Source organism: Nonomuraea sp. NPDC050202, from assembly GCF_040656115.1.
GTDB lineage: Bacteria > Actinomycetota > Actinomycetes > Streptosporangiales > Streptosporangiaceae > Nonomuraea.
The window spans coordinates 173,486-190,580 of sequence record NZ_JBFALF010000007.1 but is presented as its reverse complement, the minus strand read 5'-3'; the positions used below and the strand labels follow the sequence as shown (position 1 = coordinate 190,580).

Below are 17,095 nucleotides of genomic sequence, written 5' to 3'. Positions count from 1 at the left end.
TATCTGATGTTGCTAGACGGGCGCTTGCAATGTGCTGAAGTTGGAATTAGACGCGGTTCAGCTCTTTTCTCAGGACATCGATGTGGACCTCCCCGTCTCCGTAGTCCAGGACGTGCTCCCACGGCACGAACGTGCACCCGGCGTAGACCATCCGCGCCAGCGTCCGCGAGACCCAGGCCGATCGGCCCTGGCGATCACGGGTGAGGCCGAGCAGGAGCGGAGCGCGGCGGCTGGAGACGACGAGGCCGTAGACCGTGTGGCTCTGCTGGAGCTCGCCCCTGTGCTTGACCACCCGGATGTCCACCACGAAACCGACCCACACCCCGTTGGAGTCCCAAACGGACTGACCGATGAGTTCGGTGACACTTGCCATGATCAAACGTTGTCAGCCGAATCACGTTTTCGCAGGTAGGCGCGCTGAGGGAAGAATGCTCTAGAGTGTCTAGAACATAGTTCCAGATGTGAGGCAGGGCGGATGACCAAGTTCGACGAGGCCACGCAGGCGATCAGGGTGGACGAGAACACCTATGACGTGTGTCTCGACCCTGGATACGCGATCGGCGGCCCGCTCAACGGCGGCTACCTGATGGCCGTGATCCTGCGCGCGGCGGTGGACGCCTCGCCGTTCGAGCATCCCGTGAGCCAGACGGCGCAGTTCCTGAAGGCGCCGGTCGCCGGGCCCGCGCAGGTCAGGATCGAGCCGCTGAAGGCGGGCAGGACGGCCGCGTTCGCCAGGGCGACGCTGGTGCAGGACGGCGTGGCGCAGATCGAGGGCCTGATCACCACGGCCACGCTGCAGGACGTCGAGCCGGTCTACACCGATGAAGCAGCACACGGCATGCCGCCGATCGAGGACTGCGCCAAGCTCCCCGACCCCAAGCCAGAGTCGGGCATGACCCTGAACGCCCAGATGGACCTGCTCTTCGACCCGCCCACGATCGGCTGGCTGAAGGGCCAGCCCACCGGCAGGCCGGAGTCGCGGGCGTACTTCAGGATGGCCGAGCCCCAGGACCCCGACCCGTACGTGCTGGCGCTGGCCGTGGACGCGCTGCCGCCCGTGGTGTTCTCCGCCGGAGGGCGCGGCTGGGCGCCGACCGTGGACCTCACCTGGCACCTGCGCGCCCTGCCCGCGCCCGGCTGGCTCACGCTGCTCGGCAGCGGCCGGCTGGTCTCCGACGGCTGGTTCGACGAGGAGGTCGAGGTGCGCGACTCCACCGGCCGCCTCGTCGCCCAGTCACGCCAGCTCGCCCGCGTCGGAAGAGGCTGAAATATCGCGCTAAATGCGCGCCTTCTGTGAGCAAGGCAACAACGTTTCCCGCTCCACGTGTCGCAGTGTGAGCATTCTTACGCAGTGTTGATCGTGCAGGTCGCCTACCCTCTAGAGCGTGCCGGACGCGAGTATTGGGATCTTCGACAGCGGGGTCGGCGGCCTGACGGTCGCACGCGCGATCATCGATCAGCTGCCCCAGGAATCCATCACCTACGTGGCCGACACGGCCCATCAGCCGTACGGGCCCAAGCGCCTCGCGGAGCTGCGCGCCTACGCCCTGGAGGTCATGGACCACCTGGTCGAGCAGGACGTCAAGATGCTCGTGATCGCGTGCAACAGCGCCAGCTCCGCCGTGCTGCGCGACGCCCGCGAGCGCTACGACGTGCCCGTCGTCGAGGTGATCATGCCGGCCACCAGGCGCGCGGTGCGCGCCACCCGCAACGGCAGGGTCGGGGTGATCGCCACCAGGGCCACCATCGACTCCATGGCCTATCACGACGCCTTCACCGCGGCGCCCGACGTGCAGCTCACCGGCGTGGCCGCCCCACGCCTGGTGGAGTACGTCGAGCGTGGAGAGACGATGAGCGACGAGCTCATCGAGGTCGTGCGCGAGTACCTGGAGCCCATCAGGGCCGCCGGGTGCGACACGCTCATCCTGGGCTGCACGCACTACCCGCTGCTCACCGGCGCGATCTCCTACGTCGCCGGTGAAGGGGTCACGCTCATCTCCAGCGCCGACGAGACGGCCAAGGACGTCTACCGGATCCTGCACGACCGCGATCTGGCGGCGGGAAGCGAGGCCACCCCCCGGCACCGCTTCCGCGCCACCGGCGACTCCCTGCTCTTCGCCCGGCTCGGGCGACGGTTCCTGGGCCCGGAGATCGATGTGGTCGAAGTCGCACCAGCGGGGGGTACTACCTATAACGGGAGGCCCACATGAAGGTGACCATCGTCGGCTGTTCCGGGAGCTACCCCGGGCCCGACAGCCCCGCATCCTGCTACCTCCTCGAAGCCGACGGGTTCAGGCTGCTGCTCGACCTCGGCAGCGGGTCGCTGGGTGCGCTGCAACGCCACATCGGCCTGTACGACGTGGACGCCATCTGCCTATCGCACCTGCACGCCGATCATTGTCTCGACATCTGCGGCTACCACGTGGCGCGGACGTACGGGCCCGCGGCGCCGTACCCCGTCGTGCCGGTCTACGCGCCCGCCGACGCGCCCGCCCGGCTGGCGGCCGCGTACGGCATGCCGGAGGAGCCGGGGCTGGAGACCGCCTTCGAGTTCGTGGCGCTGACGCCGGGCTCGTACGAGATCGGGCCGTTCACGCTCACCGCCGGCCTGGTCAACCACCCGGTCGAGGCGTACGGGTTCCGGGTCGCCAACGGCGGCAGGAGCATCGCCTACTCGGGTGACACCGGGGAGTCGAACGAGCTGGTCAAGCTGGCCGCGGGCACCGACCTGCTGCTGTGCGAGGCGTCGTTCGTCGAGGGCCCCGACCTGCCCCCCGACCTGCACCTCACCGGCCGCCAGGCGGCCGAGCACGCCGCCAAGGCCGACGTGGGCAGGCTCGTGCTGACCCACCTCGTCCCGTGGAACGACCAGGCCACCGTGCTGGAGGAGGCCTCGGGCGGCGGTTACGCGGGGCCGGTGGAGCTGGCCCGCAGCGGCGCCGTGTACGACCTGGCCTGACGCGGTGTCAGGCGTTGGCCTGGAGCTCGGTGTAGTCGCGTACGCGCGGCAGCGGCGAGAACAGCAGCGGCACGAACGCCCCCATCCGGCCGATCATCAGCAGCCACAGCGCCTCCCGCACCCCGATCTGCTGCGCGACGAGCCCGCCGACCAGCGCGCCGACCGGCATCACGCCCCACGTCACGAAGCGCACCGACGCGTTGACCCGGCCGAGCAGGTGGTCGGGCGTGACGGTCTGCCGGTAGGTGGTCTGGCCGACGTTCGACATGGTGGCGGCCCAGGAGATCATGATCGAGGTGATGACGAAGCACACCACCCGCCAGTCGGCCTGCGTCAAGGGCAGGAGCAGGCCGGACGGGGCGCCGACGATGATGGCCAGCAGGGTCGCCCTGGCGCTGCCGAGCCGCCTGGACAGCCAGCCGCCGGTCAGCCCGCCCAGGATCCCCCCGATCCCGCCGGACATGAGCAGCGCGCCGACCGCGCCCGGCGACAGCTTGACGGTCTCGGCCAGGAACAGCACCGACAGGCCCAGCACGCCGCTCACACACAGGTTGTTGATGCCCGACGAGGCCACGAACGCCCGTAACAGGCGGTCGCGCCACACGTACGCCAGGCCCTCGCGGATCTCCCGCAGCAGCGGGCCGCGCCGGACGTCGGCGGGCGGCTTGTCGGGCACCTTGATGGACAGCAGCAGGAACACCGAGGCCAGCGCGCCGAGCGCGGTGGCGACGACCGTGCGCGGCGCGCCGAACAGTTGCACCAGCGCGCCCCCCACCCCCGGCCCCGCCAGGAACGCTCCCGACCGCACCACCTCCAGCTTGGCGTTGCCGTCGCTGAGCAGCGGCGTGCTGATCAGTTGGGGCAGGTACGTCTGGTCGGCCACGTCGTTGAAGACCTGCGACATCCCGACCAGCAGCGCCACCGCGAACATCATCTCGATCGTCAGCACGTCGAACGCGACCGCCACCGGGATGCTCCCCAGCATCACGAACTTGATCACATCGGACGCCATCATCACCCGGCGCTTGCGCATCCGGTCGACCCACACCCCCGTGGGCAGGCCGATCAGCAGGAACGCCGCCGTCTGCAACGACGACAGCACCCCCACTTCCGCGGGCCCCGCGTGCAGCACCAGCACGGCTACCAGCGGGAGGGCCACGCGTGAGATATTCGCCCCAAGTTCGTTCGCCACATGCGAACTGAGGAACCGGAGGAAGTCAGGGTTTCGCAACACCCCCGTTGTCATTGCGTAAGGATCCATGTGGCGGACACAGTTGGTCAAGAGTGTCGCGGCTCGGAGATAGGGTGATCTGCATGTCCCGACAGGATGGCCGCAACCCTGACCAGCTACGTCCCATCACCATCACCCGGCGATGGCTGACGCATGCGGAAGGGTCCGTGCTGGTCGAGTTCGGCGGCACGCGCGTGTTGTGCGCCGCGTCGGTGCAGGACAGCGTGCCCCGCTGGCGCAGGGGCAGCGGCCAGGGCTGGGTCACGGCCGAATATGCCATGCTGCCGCGAGCGACCAATACACGTAACGATCGTGAATCGGTCCGCGGCAAAATCGGCGGCCGCACTCACGAGATTTCCCGGTTGATCGGGCGTTCGCTGCGCGCCTGCGTCGATTACAAGGCGTTGGGCGAAAACTCCATTCTGCTCGACTGCGACGTGCTGCAGGCCGACGGCGGCACCAGGACCGCCGCCATCACCGGCGCCTACGTCGCGCTGGCCGACGCGGTCGCCTGGATGCGCGAGCGCCGCATGTGCCCCGGCGACCCGCTCATCGGCTCGGTCTCGGCCGTCTCCGTCGGCGTGGTCGGCTCGGTGCCGATGCTCGACCTCTGCTACACCGAAGACGTCGCCGCCGAGACCGACATGAACGTCGTGATGACCGGCGAGGGCACGTTCGTCGAGGTCCAGGGCACGGCCGAGGGCGCGCCGTTCGACCGCGGGGCGCTCGACCAGCTCCTCGACCTGGCCGTGGCCGGCTGCGAGGAGCTGACGCTGATCCAGCAGGAGGCCCTGGAGTCATGAAGATCGTGCTGGCCACCCGCAACGCGGGCAAGATCGCAGAGCTGCGCCGCATCCTCGCCGGGTTCGACATCGTCGGGCTCGAGGAGTTCCCCTCGATCGGCGAGATCGCCGAGACCGGGGTCACGTTCGAGGAGAACGCCCTGCTCAAGGCGCACGCGGTCGCCCAGGGTTCGGGGCTGCCCGCCGTGGCCGACGACTCGGGGCTCTGCGTCGACGTGCTCAACGGCATGCCGGGCGTCTTCTCGGCCCGCTGGGCGGGCCGGCACGGCGACGACAGCGCCAACCTGGAGCTGCTGCTCGCCCAGGTCGCCGACGTGCCCGCCGAGAAGCTCACCGCCCACTTCGCCTGCGCCGCCGCGCTGGCGCTGCCGTCCGGGCAGTTCCGGGTGGTGGAGGGCACGCTGCCGGGCAGCCTCGTCCGTACGCCCCGGGGGTCCGGAGGGTTCGGGTACGACCCGATCTTCGTGCCCGAGGGCGAGTCGCGCACCACGGCCGAGCTGGCTCCCGAGGAGAAGGACGCCATCAGCCACCGCGGGCGGGCCTTCCGGGCGCTGGCGCCCGCCGTGCGCGAGCTGCTCGGGTCGTAACCCCCGCGTAAGAATTGCGCTGCTCGGGGGACGTAGCGTCGTTCTTGTGCAGAGGAATACAACGGTCCCCGCGTGGGCGGGGGCTCTGGCGGGATTGACCTGCGGGGGCGTCGCCCTCGGGGTCGCGCAGCTTGTCGCCGGGGTCGTCGGGCCCACGACGTTTCCCGTGGTGGCCGTCGGCGACGCGACCGTCGATCTGACGCCCGCCCCGGTCAAGGACTTCGCCATCAGGGCGTTCGGCGAGAACGACAAGGCCGTCCTGCTGGGCGGCGTGCTCGTGGTGCTCGCCGCCGTGGCCGCCCTCATCGGGCTGCTGTCCCGCCGCCGGCTCCTGTTCGGTCATCTCGGGTTCGTGCTGTTCGGGGTGATCGGCGTGCTGGCGGTGGTCACGCGACCGGACGCCAGGGCTCTGGACGTGGTGCCGACCGTGGTGGGGGTGGCCGCCGGGGCCTGGGCGCTGGGCTGGCTGCTACGGCGTGCGACCGGCGGCACCGCGTCGCGCACGCCTGCCGCCGCGCCTGCCGAGCCCGCCCCCTCCGGCGCGCCGCGACATGACGGCGCCGCTCAAGGGCATACGGGCGCTCAAGGGCCTACGGCCGCTGGAGAGCCGGAGGGCGCTGGGAAGCCGGATGCCGAGGCTGGTGCTGGGGTGACGCAAAACCGGGGTGCGGTGGAGCGGCCCGCGGTGATGCAGGCAGGCGGCGAGGCGCCGGCGTTCGACCGGAGGCGCCTGCTGACCGGCGTCGCCGGAGGTGTGGTCGTGGCCGGGGCGGGAGCGGTGCTGGGGCAGCAGCTCGGCGGGCGGCGGGCCGTGGACGCGGCGCGGGGCGGGGTGACGCTGCCCAGGGCGGCGACCCCCGCCAGGCCCGTCCCGGCCGGCGCGGACCTGCGGATCGGCGGCCTGTCGCCGTTCGTCACCCCGAACAGGGACTTCTACCGCGTGGACACCGCCCTCGTCGTCCCCCAGGTGGACCCGGCCGACTGGACGCTGCGCATCCACGGCATGGTCGACCGCCCCGTCGAGCTCACCTTCGCCGACCTGCTGAAGCTGCCGCTCACCGAGGCGGACGTCACGCTGACCTGCGTCTCCAACGAGGTCGGCGGCCCCTACGTGGGCAACGCCCGCTGGCTGGGCGCGCGGATGGCCGACGTGCTGCGCCGGGCCGGGCTGCGGGCCGACGCCGACATGCTGCTGTCCACCTCGGCCGACGGCTTCACCTGCGGCACCCCGGTGGACGTGGTGATGGACGGCCGCGACGCGCTGTTCGCGGTGGCGATGAACGGAGAAGTGCTTCCGGTCGATCACGGCTTCCCCGTGCGGCAGGTGGTGCCCGGCCTGTACGGATACGTCTCGGCCACCAAGTGGGTCGTGGACATCAAGGTGACCAGGTTCGACCGGGACCAGGCGTACTGGACCCCGCGCGGCTGGTCCGCCATGGGCCCGATCAAGACGCAGTCGCGCATCGACGTGCCGAAGCAGGGCGGCTCACTGAAGGCGGGCCCCGCCACGATCGCCGGGGTGGCCTGGGCGCAGCACACCGGCGTGGACGCGGTGGAGGTGCGGGTGGACCGCGGGCAGTGGCGGGAGGCGAGGCTGGCCGAGGTGCACGGGCCCGACACGTGGCGGCAGTGGGCGATCGACTGGGCGGCGACCCCCGGCGAGCACACGATCGAGGTGCGGGCGACCGATGCCTCCGGGCGTACCCAGACCGAGCAGTCCGCCCCGCCCGCGCCCGACGGCGCGAGCGGCTGGCACACCGTCACCGTGCAGGTGGCCTGAGCCCTGGTTTGAGGCATTTTCGCAGGTAAAGGCCCCGGCGAGCGCGGAGAATCTCCGCCGAGTTCGCCCCTTTGACACGGCGTCGCCTCTACGATCGTTCGTCGAGCATGACAGGAGGCAGGCCGTGTTCCGCGAGCGCAAGCCGAGTGTCCGATGGGCCCTTCAGAATGGGCACTACAACCCCGTGGTGGCCGACGGCGTGCGGTGGCTCGATTACGAGCTGGCCGCCGATCCGGCGCGGGCCGGTGACGTGCCCGACGCCGGCCGGGCGCGGGACGGTGGCCCGGAGCTCGGCGTGCCTGCTGCCGAGGAGGACTGGTTCGACGGGCCGCGGCGGCCGCCCAGGCTCGCCGACAGCCGCCCGTACGGGGTGCCCGGCGGGCTGGCCCAGCCGGACCCGCAGGTGGAGCGGGACCTCGCCGAGGCGTTGCGGCCCGGCGCCCGCTTCCCCGACCCGCGTGGCACCTGGGTGCGCCTGGTCAACGGCGGCGGCCCGGCCGACGACCCGTTCCGGTCGTCCAACGCCGCCGACTGCGCGCTGGCCGTGCTGTCCACCTGGCACGGCGAGCCCGCGACGGCCGCGCCGAGACTCCCCGAGTACGACCGGATCGGCCGGCCGGTGCTGACCGGCGAGGAGGGGAGCGTGGCCAGGATCGAGCGGTGGGCAGGGCATCGCCTGCAGTACGCCGGTCAGGGCCGGCACGCCTACCCGCTGATCGCGCGGCGGCTGCTCGACGCCGGGCACGGCGCCGCGGCCGTCATCGTGGTGCGCTGGCCCGGCGGCGGCTCCCACGCCTGGAACGCGGTCAACTTCGACGGCGAGGTCATCTGGATCGACGCCCAGCGGGGGCACATGTCGGTCGAGCCGCCGTACCGGACCGTGACCGGGGTGTTCTGCGTGATACTCGATCGCCGGGGGCGGCCGCGATGAACCTGGAGGAGGCCAGGGCGCTGGCCGAGGAGTACTACAACGGGGTGCGGGCGCCGGAGGAGGCGCTGCCGGTGGGGGTGTTCGGGTTCGACGGCGGGTACGTGGCGTGGATCCGCGACCTGGAGCCCGACGATCCGGCCAGGCTGCCGGAGACGGCGGGGGGCGGATGCGTGGTGATCGACCGGGCGACGGGCGAGGTGGTGGCCCGGCCGCTGCTCGACCCGGAGACCGTGGCCGAGCTGTGGCCCGGCCGCACGCCCCGCTGAGCGCTGGGCGCGTGGGGCCGGCCGCACGCCCCGCTGACCGCTGGAGGGGCCGGCCGCACGCCGCGTTGTACCGCAGGGGCTGTGGGCCCGGCCGCACGCCCCGGTGACCGTCGGAGCGAGGGCCGGGCCGTGTGCTCTGCCGGCCGCCGGAGCGGAGTCTGGCCGAACGCCCCGCTGGCGCGCGGCAGAGCAAGGCCGGGCGCCGCCCCCATAAGACGCCCGACCCACAGATACCCTCTATCCGGGTTTTCCGGATTTATTCGACTTCGGGGCGTCTGTCCGGGGTCACCCCGTGGCCAGGGAACCGACGATCGAGGCCCGCGCGGCCCGCCGGGCAGGCAGCACCGCCGCCAGCACCCCAGCCAGCCCCGACAGCACCACGTACAGCGCGATCTGTGCCACCGGCGCCGCGAACAGGGCCCCGCTCAGCATCGCCCGCATCGCGGCCCAGCCGAAGACGACACCCAGCACCACCCCGACCAGCGCCCCGATCAGCCCGAGGACCAGCGCCTCGACCGACAGCATGCGCCGGAGCTGCGGCCGGGTGAGGCCGAGCGCCCGCAGCAGCGCGGACTCCCTGGTCCGTTCGTGGACGGAGAGCGAGAGCGTGTTCGCGATGCCCAGCAGCGAGATCAGGATCGCCAGCCCGAGCAGCCCGGTGATGATCATGAGCAACATGTCGAGGGTCTCGTCGAACTGCCCGCGTACCTCTGTCGAGCTGGTCACCTGCACGTTCGGGTAGGGCGCCGCGGCGGCGTCCACGACCGCGCGTGCCTTGTCCGGGGGCACGCCGTCCGCGATGGTCACCATCACGCGCGAGTCGGGCACAGCGCCGAAGTACGACTCGAACGGCTGCTCCGCGACCGTGACCGGCGGCAGCGTCGACTCCGTGCTGTCGAGCACCGCGACCACCTTCAGCGACACGGTGCCCGCGTGCTCCGTCCGCATCGAGACCGTGTCGCCGACCCGGGCGCCGAGCCGCTCGGCCGTGACGTCGTCCAGCGCCACCTGTCCCGCGCCGAAGCCCCGCATGGAGCCGGCGGCGACCTGCGGCTCCATGCCGCCGCTGAACGTCCCCGCGTCCACGCGCCTGCCGTCGACCGTGGTCTTGACTTCGCGGATCTGCGCCACCGACGCCAGCTCAGGCCGGCCGCGCAGCTCCCCGGCCACGGACCTGGGGATGACGGAGTCGCGCTCCTGGCTGGCCAGCAGGTAGTCGACGGGGAACTGCTCGTCCAGCTTGACCGTCATCGTCAGCCTGGTGGACGCGGTGACCACCGTGATCAGCGTCATCAGCGTCACCCCGATCGTCAGCGCGACCGTGGTGGTGGCGGCCCGCTTGGGGTTGCGTCCCGAGTTGTCCACCGCCAGGCGGCCGGGCACTCCGAACAGCCGCCGCGGGACCCAGCCCACCAGCGCACTCAGCGGCCTGACCAGCACCGGGCCCAGGATGAGCACCGCCAGGAAGGTCAGCGCGCCCCCGGCCATGACGACGAAGAGCGAGGTTTCGCCGGGTTCGAGCGCGAACGCGCCGGCGCCCGTCGTGCCCAGGCCCGCCACCAGGAACAGCGCCGCGAAGCCGGCGCGCACCAGTCCCGCGCGGAACGTCTGCTCCTCCGCCTGGCTGCGCAGTGCCGCGATCGGCGGCACGCGGGTGGCGGAGCGGGCGGGCAGCAGGGCCGCGCACACCGTGACGACCAGCCCCACGGCCAGCCCGATGGCGATCGTGGGCGGGGTGAGCGAGACCGCCGCGTCCGTGGGCAGCGGGGCGTCGAGCGCGCCGAGCACGGTCAGTGTGAGCGCCGCCAGGCCGTACCCCATGAGCAGGCCCAGCGCGGAGGCCAGCAGGCCCACGACGGCCGACTCCAGCACGATCGAGCCGAACACCTGCCCGCGCGTGGCCCCGATGCAGCGCAGCAGCGCCATCTCGCGCGTGCGCTGGGCGACGAGGATGTTGAAGGTGTTGTAGATGACCAGCGCGGCCACCATCATCGCCACGACGCCGAACAGCAGCAGGCCCAGCGTGAACATCTGGGTCTCGACGCCGGCCGCGGCGGCCAGGTCGTCGGCCAGCTCGGCGCCGGTCTTGACGGTGTACGAGCCGCCGGCGGCCGCCGCGACGGCCTGCTTCGACACGGTGCCCGCCACGTCGATCTCGGCGTACCCCTTCGCGCCCGTCATGCGCTGGGCGACGGCGGGGGTGAAGCCGACCGCGCCGGTGTAGGCGAGCATCTGGTCCACGCCGGTGTCGATCAGGCCGACCAGCCTGAACTGGTGCCGCCGCTGGTCGTGGTCGAGCACGGTGATCGTGTCGCCGAGCCGGAAGCCCTGGGCCCTGGCGGTGTTCTCGTCCAGGACGGCGGCGCCGTCGTCGGTGCCGGGGCCGGTGCCGGAGACGACGGCGGTGCGGTCGAGCGGGCCTCGGGTGACCGACAGGGCGGTGGTGGGGAAGTTGCCGACGACCTTGCCCTGCTTGCCGAGGACGGGCGCGCTCGCCCTGATCAGGCCCTGGGCCTCGGTCACGCCGGGGAGCGCGCGCACGCGCTCCAGCACCTCCTCGGGCACCGTCCCGTCGGGCTCGGCCGGCAGCACGGCCACGTCCACCTTGCCCGCGTCGGCCGTGACCCGCTGGGCGAAGCCGGCCTGGACGGTGTCGTTGAGCACGAACGTGCCCGCGATGAACCCCACCCCGAGCATGATCGCCAGCGAGGTGAGCAGCAGCCTGAGCCGGTGCGCGCGCAGCCCGGCCAGCGCGGTCCTGAGCACCTCACGCCTCCAGCCGGACGAGGGTGTCCAGCACGCTCTGCGGCGTCGGCGCGGCGAGCTCGGTGACCAGCTCGCCGTCACGCAGGAACACCACGCGGTCGGCGTACGAGGCCGCCACCGGGTCGTGCGTGACCATGACGATGGTCTGGTCCAGCTCGCGCACGGAGATGCGCAGGAAGGACAGGACCTCGGCCCCGCTGCGGGAGTCCAGGTTGCCCGTGGGCTCGTCGGCGAAGATCACCTGCGGCTTGCTGATGAGCGCCCTGGCCACCGCCACCCGCTGCTGCTGGCCGCCGGACAGCTCGGTCGGCCGGTGCGAGAGCCGGTCGCGCAGCCCGACGGTCTCGATCACCCGGTCGAAGAGCACCTGGTCGGCCTGGCGGCCGGCGATGTCGAGGGGCAGGCGGATGTTCTGCTCGGCGGTGAGCGTGGGCAGCAGGTTGAAGGCCTGGAAGATGAAGCCGATCCGCTCCCGGCGCAGCAGCGTGAGCTGCTTGTCGGTCAGCCCGGTCAGCTCCACGTCGCCGATGTGCACCGTGCCGGAGGTGGCGGCGTCGAGGCCGGCCAGGCAGTGCATGAGCGTGGACTTGCCGGAGCCCGACGGGCCCATGATGGCGGTGAACGCCCCGGTGGCGAACGACACGTTCACCCCGCGCAGGGCGTGCACCTGGGCGTCGCCCTGGCCGTACACCTTGGTCAGATCGGTGGCCACGACGGCGGGCGGGGCCTGGCGCCGGGTCTCAGTGAGCGTCACTTTCACTCCTTGTCGCGATTTACAGCCGCGACTCACGCTAGGAGTGGAAATTTCGGATTTTGTGGGCCTTGAGGAGGGACTTCGCGTGCGCCGGTGGATGACCCCCGTCAGACTTTCGGCCGATGCGAGGGCACGACCAGCCCGGCCTCGTACGCGAAGACCACCACCTGCGCCCGGTCCCGCAGCCCCAGCTTGGCCAGCACCCGTCCCAGATGCGTCTTCACCGTCGCCTCCGCCACCTCCAGGCGCGCCGCGATCTCCATGTTGGACAGGCCGCGCGCCACCATGAGCAGCACCTCCCGCTCGCGCGGCGTCAGCTCGCCCGCCGCCGACGCCAGCGGGGCGTCGGCCGGGAGCTGCGCGGCGAAGCGGTCCAGCATCCGCCGCAGCGTGGCCGGCGAGACCACGGAGTCGCCCGCGTGCACCACCTTGATCGCGTTGACCAGGTCGGCCGGCGGCACGTCCTTCAGCAGGAACCCGGCCGCACCCGCCCTGACCGCCGCGAAGGCGTACTCGTCGAGGTCGAACGTGGTCAGGATGAGCACCTTCGGCCCGTCGACGTGCCTGGTGGCCTCCACGCCGTCCATGCCGGGCATGCGGACGTCCATCAGCACCACGTCCACCTCGGTGGTCTTCAGGATCTCCAGCGCCGCGGCGCCGTCTCCCGCCTCCGCCACCACCTCGATGTCCGGCTGCGCGCCGAGCACCATCCTGAACCCGGCCCGCAGCAGCTCCTGGTCGTCGACCAGCATCACCCGGATCATCTACGCCGCCTTCGCCATCGGCAACCTGGCCAGCACCTCGAAGCCGCCGCCCTGCCGGGGGCCCGCCGACACGGCGCCGCCGTACATGCCGACGCGCTCGCGCATGCCGATCAGGCCGTGCCCGTCAGGACTTTCCTGGGCCGCCGCGCCCCGGCCGTTGTCGGTCACGCGGACGACCAGCTCGGCGCCCAGGTAGTCGATCTCCACGGCGGCCTCCACGCCGGGGCCGCCGTGCTTGAGCGCGTTCGTCAGCGCCTCCTGGACGATGCGGTAGACCGTGAGCTGCTGCCCCTCGGGCAGCTCGGCCGGCGCGCCGCCGACCCGCAGGCTGGCCGGCACGGCGGAGCCGCGTACGAGCTCCTCAAGCTGGCCCAGGCCCGGCTGGGGCGTGTAGTCGGTGCTCGCGGCCTCGTTCTCGCGCAGGACGCCCACCAGCCTGCGCATCTCGGCGAGCGCGGCGCGGCCGGTCTTGGAGATGTTCTTGACGGCCAGGCGGGCCTGGTCGAGGTCGCTGTCCAGGGCGTAGCCGGCGCCGTCGGCCTGCACCACCATGACGCTGACGTTGTGGGCCACGACGTCGTGCAGCTCCCTGGCGATCCTGGCCCGCTCGGCCGCCGCCGCCATCCTGGCCTGCTGGTCCCGCTCGCGCTCGGCCCGCTCGGCGCGCTCCTCCAGGCCCTCCAGGTAGCGGCGGCGCGTGTTGGCGTACAGGCCGGTCAGCCAGACCGTCACCACGAAGATCGTGCCGCTGAAGAACATCCCGAACGTGGCCAGCTCCCAGTTGAGCAGCGCCAGGAACACCCCCAGCTCCGCCACCAGGCACGCGGCCAGCGCCCACCGGAACGAGCACTGGTAGGCCACCCCCCACAGCGCGACCAGCACCGCGATGTTGGCGGGCTGCAGATCGACCTGCGCCAGCCACTGCCCGAAGCTGACCAGCGACACCACGGCGAATGAGGTCAGCGGCCGGTCCCGCCACCACAGCGGCACGATCAGCGCCGCCGCGAGCCCCAGGTAACCGGCCAGGTGGAGGAGGACGCTCGCGTCCGGTGGGGCCGTCGACGCGTACGGCACCACTGTGAGGGCGCACAACAACGTCAGGGGGCCCACCCGGAGGACGCCCGCCAGCTTCGTGTGGCGCCTGGACCACGCCCGTACCCTGCCGAACACATCATCACGATATGCAGCCCAAGCGGGACATTGGTCCGCCTGGAGGCGGAAGTGGGAGTACGACCCAGGTCTTACATGGATTTGCTCTTACATGGGGCTTACGGTGGCTTTGGCATCCTCTATGACTGGGAGCGCCCCCGGTGGGGGCGAGTAAAGGGAGATCGTGATGGCGGATCATGATCGCGACGCCGGGTCGCGCGGCGAAGAGGAAGCGCCGCGCGACCCGACCCCGTCGCCGGAGCCGACCCGGGAGCTGCCCGAGCCGGGCCCACTCAAGTACGGCGAGCAGGCCGGCCGCGCCTACGCCTACATCCCGCCCACGCAGCCGAACCCCGCCTCATGGGAGCGCGGGTCGTCCCCCTTCGGCGACTTCCTGCGCCGCAGGCGGACCCAGGTCATGAGCGCCGGGATGGTCGGGCTCCTCGTCGGCGGCCTGCTCGGCGGCGTCACCGTGGCGGCCTTCAACGACCTCGCCCACGACCACGACAGCCATGAGATGTGGATGCGGGCTCCGGACCGGTGGCAGCAGCATCGCGGCTGGGAACCCCGGCTGCGAGGGCCGGGGTGCTACACAGGTGAGGACCACGGCTACTGCGTGCTGCCGCCGCCTGCCGAGAGGATCCCCGGCGGATCGGCGGAGTATCGGGAACCGGAGCCGGCCTACAGGGGCTGACAGGTGTGCGGGCGGGGGGACTCGAACCCCCACAGTGTCTCCACCAACAGGACCTAAACCTGCCGCGTATGCCATTTCGCCACGCCCGCGCCTTCCCCGCCGCAGCGGGCCGCACACAAGTTTAGCGCTCCGCATGCGAGCCGGAAGCGTTTGCGCGCACGAGAAGACGATCGTCCGGGCCCTCCTGGACGGAGGGCCCACCGGCGGTCAGGACAGGCCGAGCTTCTTCTTCAGCGAGGCCACGTGTCCCGTCGCCTTCACGTTGTAGAGCGCCTGCTCCACCTTCCCGTCGCCGTCGATGACGAACGTCGACCGGATCACCCCCACGACTTCCTTCCCGTACAGCTTCTTCGTGCCGTACGCCCCGTACGCCTGGTGCACGGCCAGGTCGGGGTCGGACAGCAGCGGGAAGGTCAGGGCGTCACGCTCGGCGAACTTGGCGAGCTTCTCCGGCTTGTCCTTCGACACGCCGAGGACGGCGAAACCCTCGGCCGTGAGCTGGCCGAGGTTGTCGCGGAAGTCGCAGGCCTGCTTGGTGCAGCCCGGAGTCATCGCGGCAGGGTAGAAATAGAGGATCACCCGCTTGCCGCGAAAGGTGTCGAGCGAGATGGTGCCGCCGTCGGCGGTGGGTAGCGTGAACTCCGGCGCGGCGTCGCCGGGCGTGAGTCTGGTCTCGGTCAATGGGCCCTCCTACGTTCTTCCCGCCAACCTACCGGCCCGGCCGTTGTGCCGTCCGGCGCGCCGACCTGACAGACTGATCACGACCAGAACGGACGGAGCCCGCTCGGAACGCGGCGCGGGGCACGCGTACGGTCGAAAGGAGAGCCATGGCTGACACCGATCCCGACGAGCTGGAGCGGCGGATCGCGCGGACGCGCGCGGAGTTGGCGCAGACGGTCGACGCCATTGCCGACCGGGTGAGCCCCAAGCGGGTTGCCGAGCGTACGGTGGCCGACGTCAAGAGCAGGGCCGGTCACTTCGTGGCGTCCGTGGGCGACGCGCTGGGGGTGACCCCGCGGCCGGTCGAGTACGGGGACGATCCCGAGCAGGTCTGGGAGGACGAGCGGCCTGAGCTGGGGGCGCTGCTGATCGGGGTCGGCGCGGTGCTGGTCGTGGGGGCGGCCGTCGTGCTGTGGCGCCGCCGCAGGCGCCGCTAGAGGCCCTGGTCCCTAGAGGAACGTGCGGCCCTCGCCCCGGTACGTCGGGACCGGCTCCACCACGGTGTCGCCGTCGACGAGGTGGAGCGCGTCGAAGTGCTCGCACAGCTCGCCCGCCTTGGCGTGCCTGAACCACACCCGGTCGCCGAGCCGCAGGTCCTCGGCCGCCTGGCCGAGCAGCGGCGTCTGCACCTCGCCCGCGCCCTCCTCGGGCGCGTAACGCAGGCCGGCGGGCAGGTACGGCTGCGGCGCGCGGGCCGGGCCCGCGGGGCCGGAGGCGAGGTAGCCGCCGCCGAGCACGGTCACCGTGCCGGGGCCCGGGCGGCGCACCACCGGCAGGGCGAACAGCGCGGCCGGCCGCCCGGTGAAGCGGCGGTAGAAGTCGAACAGCCGCGGATGGAAGAAGCCGGAGCCCGCCGCCAGCTCCGTGACGGCCTTCTCGCGCGTGGTGAGCTCCACGGAGCCGGTGCCGCCGCCGTTGACGAACTCGAGGTCGGCGAGCCGGCGCACGGCGTTCACGACGCGGCCGCGGCGCAGGATGAGCTCCCGGGCCGAGAGGGCCTGCATGAGCCGGATGAGGCGGGCGCGGGCGGCGTTCGAGGGCGGGGCGTCGCCGACGCCGGCGATCTGCGCCTCGTAGGCCAGCAGCCCCACCAGCCGGAAACCCGGCCGCTTGGCGATCTCGGCGGCCAGGTCGGCGGCCTCGTGCGGCTCGCGGACGGGGGAGCGCAGGGCGCCCGCCCTGCGGCCGAAGGCGACGTACGCGGCGTCGAGGTCGAGGCAGAGCCGGATCTCGGCGCGCGGGCGGACCGCGGCGACGGCCGCCTCGATGTAGTCGAGGTGGGCGGCCGAGTCGACGGTCACGGTGATGTGCCCGGCGGCGCGCGCGTCCCCCGCCAGGGCGGCCAGCGCGTGCCGGTCGGCCGTGGGGTAGGCCACGAGGATGTCGGTGATGCCGTTCCCGGCCAGCCAGAGCGCCTCGGGGAGCGTGTACGACATGACGCCGCGGAAGCCGTCCATGGCCAGGATGCGTTCGAGCAGGGGGCGGCTGCGGATGGACTTGCTGGCCACCCTGATCGGCTTGCCCGCGGCCCGGCGGACGAGGTCCGCCGCGTTGGCCCGCATGGCGGCGAGGTCGACGATCGCGAACGGTGGTTCGAGAGCCGCTGTGGCGCGGTCGTAGCGCTGGCGGTCATCCATACCGGCAGCGTAACCGCATAACGGACAAAGAATATGAGCCTTGTTCGCGTTAGT

At 71.9% G+C, this 17,095-nt stretch carries 18 protein-coding genes and 1 tRNA gene; 10 read left to right on the top strand and 9 right to left on the bottom strand.

Annotation, left to right across the window (positions count from 1 at the left end; genetic code table 11):
- Nucleotides 1-46: 46 nt before the first annotated feature.
- Nucleotides 47-373: a hypothetical protein gene (locus AB0I79_RS21930; RefSeq protein WP_357875653.1), complete on the bottom strand. Its 327-nt coding sequence runs from the start codon at nucleotides 371-373 to the stop codon at nucleotides 47-49.
- A 102-nt stretch (nucleotides 374-475) separates the two neighbouring features.
- Here AB0I79_RS21930 and AB0I79_RS21925 point away from each other — a divergent pair, with 102 nt between their 5' ends.
- The 3 genes from AB0I79_RS21925 (at nucleotide 476) to AB0I79_RS21915 (ending at nucleotide 2,959) form a co-directional block, all read left to right on the top strand.
- Nucleotides 476-1,267 carry a thioesterase family protein gene (locus AB0I79_RS21925; protein WP_357875651.1) on the top strand — a complete coding sequence of 264 codons (792 nt, stop codon included), beginning with the start codon at nucleotides 476-478 and terminating at the stop codon, nucleotides 1,265-1,267.
- A gap of 118 nt (nucleotides 1,268-1,385) precedes the next feature.
- Entirely contained in the window at nucleotides 1,386-2,210 is an 825-nt protein-coding gene (gene murI / locus AB0I79_RS21920; protein ID WP_357875649.1) for a glutamate racemase, read from the top strand.
- A complete protein-coding gene (locus AB0I79_RS21915; protein WP_357875647.1) occupies nucleotides 2,207-2,959 on the top strand; it encodes an MBL fold metallo-hydrolase in 753 nt (250 codons plus the stop codon). The genes murI and AB0I79_RS21915 overlap by 4 nt, the downstream gene beginning before the upstream one ends.
- 7 nt (nucleotides 2,960-2,966) lie before the next feature.
- Here AB0I79_RS21915 and AB0I79_RS21910 read toward each other — a convergent pair whose 3' ends face one another.
- Nucleotides 2,967-4,205, bottom strand: coding sequence for an MFS transporter (locus tag AB0I79_RS21910; RefSeq protein ID WP_357875645.1), 1,239 nt, complete (start codon nucleotides 4,203-4,205; stop codon nucleotides 2,967-2,969).
- A gap of 68 nt (nucleotides 4,206-4,273) precedes the next feature.
- Between AB0I79_RS21910 and rph the strand changes: the two genes are divergently transcribed.
- The 5 genes from rph to AB0I79_RS21885 all read left to right on the top strand — a co-directional run bounded on the left by rph (nucleotide 4,274) and on the right by AB0I79_RS21885 (nucleotide 8,557).
- Complete coding sequence (gene rph, locus AB0I79_RS21905; protein ID WP_357875973.1) at nucleotides 4,274-4,993, top strand: ribonuclease PH; 720 nt, start codon at nucleotides 4,274-4,276, stop codon at nucleotides 4,991-4,993.
- Nucleotides 4,990-5,580, top strand: coding sequence for an RdgB/HAM1 family non-canonical purine NTP pyrophosphatase (rdgB, locus tag AB0I79_RS21900; protein WP_357875643.1), 591 nt, complete (start codon nucleotides 4,990-4,992; stop codon nucleotides 5,578-5,580). Before rph ends, rdgB begins: the two co-directional genes overlap by 4 nt.
- Before the next feature lie 46 nt (nucleotides 5,581-5,626).
- Nucleotides 5,627-7,360, top strand: a complete 1,734-nt coding sequence (locus AB0I79_RS21895; protein WP_357875641.1) for a molybdopterin-dependent oxidoreductase — start codon at nucleotides 5,627-5,629, stop codon at nucleotides 7,358-7,360.
- Nucleotides 7,361-7,484: 124 nt separating this feature from the next.
- A complete protein-coding gene (locus AB0I79_RS21890) occupies nucleotides 7,485-8,291 on the top strand; it encodes a toxin glutamine deamidase domain-containing protein (RefSeq protein ID WP_357875639.1) in 807 nt (268 codons plus the stop codon).
- Nucleotides 8,288-8,557 carry a hypothetical protein gene (locus tag AB0I79_RS21885; protein WP_357875637.1) on the top strand — a complete coding sequence of 90 codons (270 nt, stop codon included), beginning with the start codon at nucleotides 8,288-8,290 and terminating at the stop codon, nucleotides 8,555-8,557. The genes AB0I79_RS21890 and AB0I79_RS21885 overlap by 4 nt, the downstream gene beginning before the upstream one ends.
- Before the next feature lie 285 nt (nucleotides 8,558-8,842).
- On the opposite strand, the gene AB0I79_RS21880 is transcribed toward AB0I79_RS21885, so the two are convergent.
- The 4 genes from AB0I79_RS21880 to AB0I79_RS21865 form a co-directional block, all read right to left on the bottom strand.
- Nucleotides 8,843-11,323, bottom strand: a complete 2,481-nt coding sequence (locus AB0I79_RS21880; protein ID WP_357875635.1) for an FtsX-like permease family protein — start codon at nucleotides 11,321-11,323, stop codon at nucleotides 8,843-8,845.
- Between the two features lies 1 nt (nucleotide 11,324).
- A complete protein-coding gene (locus tag AB0I79_RS21875; protein ID WP_357875633.1) occupies nucleotides 11,325-12,077 on the bottom strand; it encodes an ABC transporter ATP-binding protein in 753 nt (250 codons plus the stop codon).
- Nucleotides 12,078-12,184: 107 nt separating this feature from the next.
- Nucleotides 12,185-12,841, bottom strand: a complete 657-nt coding sequence (locus AB0I79_RS21870) for a response regulator transcription factor (protein ID WP_357875631.1) — start codon at nucleotides 12,839-12,841, stop codon at nucleotides 12,185-12,187.
- Nucleotides 12,842-14,011, bottom strand: a complete 1,170-nt coding sequence (locus tag AB0I79_RS21865) for a histidine kinase (RefSeq protein WP_357875629.1) — start codon at nucleotides 14,009-14,011, stop codon at nucleotides 12,842-12,844.
- Nucleotides 14,012-14,177: 166 nt separating this feature from the next.
- On the opposite strand from AB0I79_RS21865, the gene AB0I79_RS21860 reads away from it, so the two are divergent.
- Nucleotides 14,178-14,684 (top strand): hypothetical protein, encoded by a 507-nt coding sequence (locus AB0I79_RS21860; protein ID WP_357875627.1) that lies wholly within the window; start codon nucleotides 14,178-14,180, stop codon nucleotides 14,682-14,684.
- A gap of 6 nt (nucleotides 14,685-14,690) precedes the next feature.
- Here AB0I79_RS21860 and AB0I79_RS21855 read toward each other — a convergent pair.
- Both AB0I79_RS21855 and bcp read right to left on the bottom strand, forming a co-directional pair.
- Nucleotides 14,691-14,773, bottom strand: a tRNA-Leu gene (locus AB0I79_RS21855).
- A 118-nt stretch (nucleotides 14,774-14,891) separates the two neighbouring features.
- On the bottom strand, nucleotides 14,892-15,365 hold the full coding sequence (gene bcp / locus AB0I79_RS21850; RefSeq protein WP_357875625.1) for a thioredoxin-dependent thiol peroxidase: 474 nt from the start codon (nucleotides 15,363-15,365) through the stop codon (nucleotides 14,892-14,894).
- Between the two features lie 146 nt (nucleotides 15,366-15,511).
- On the opposite strand from bcp, the gene AB0I79_RS21845 reads away from it, so the two are divergent.
- Entirely contained in the window at nucleotides 15,512-15,841 is a 330-nt protein-coding gene (locus tag AB0I79_RS21845) for a DUF3618 domain-containing protein (RefSeq protein ID WP_357875623.1), read from the top strand.
- Nucleotides 15,842-15,853: 12 nt separating this feature from the next.
- Here the strand turns inward: AB0I79_RS21845 and AB0I79_RS21840 are convergent, their stop codons facing one another.
- Nucleotides 15,854-17,041, bottom strand: a complete 1,188-nt coding sequence (locus tag AB0I79_RS21840) for an amino acid deaminase/aldolase (protein ID WP_357875621.1) — start codon at nucleotides 17,039-17,041, stop codon at nucleotides 15,854-15,856.
- Nucleotides 17,042-17,095: the final 54 nt, after the last annotated feature.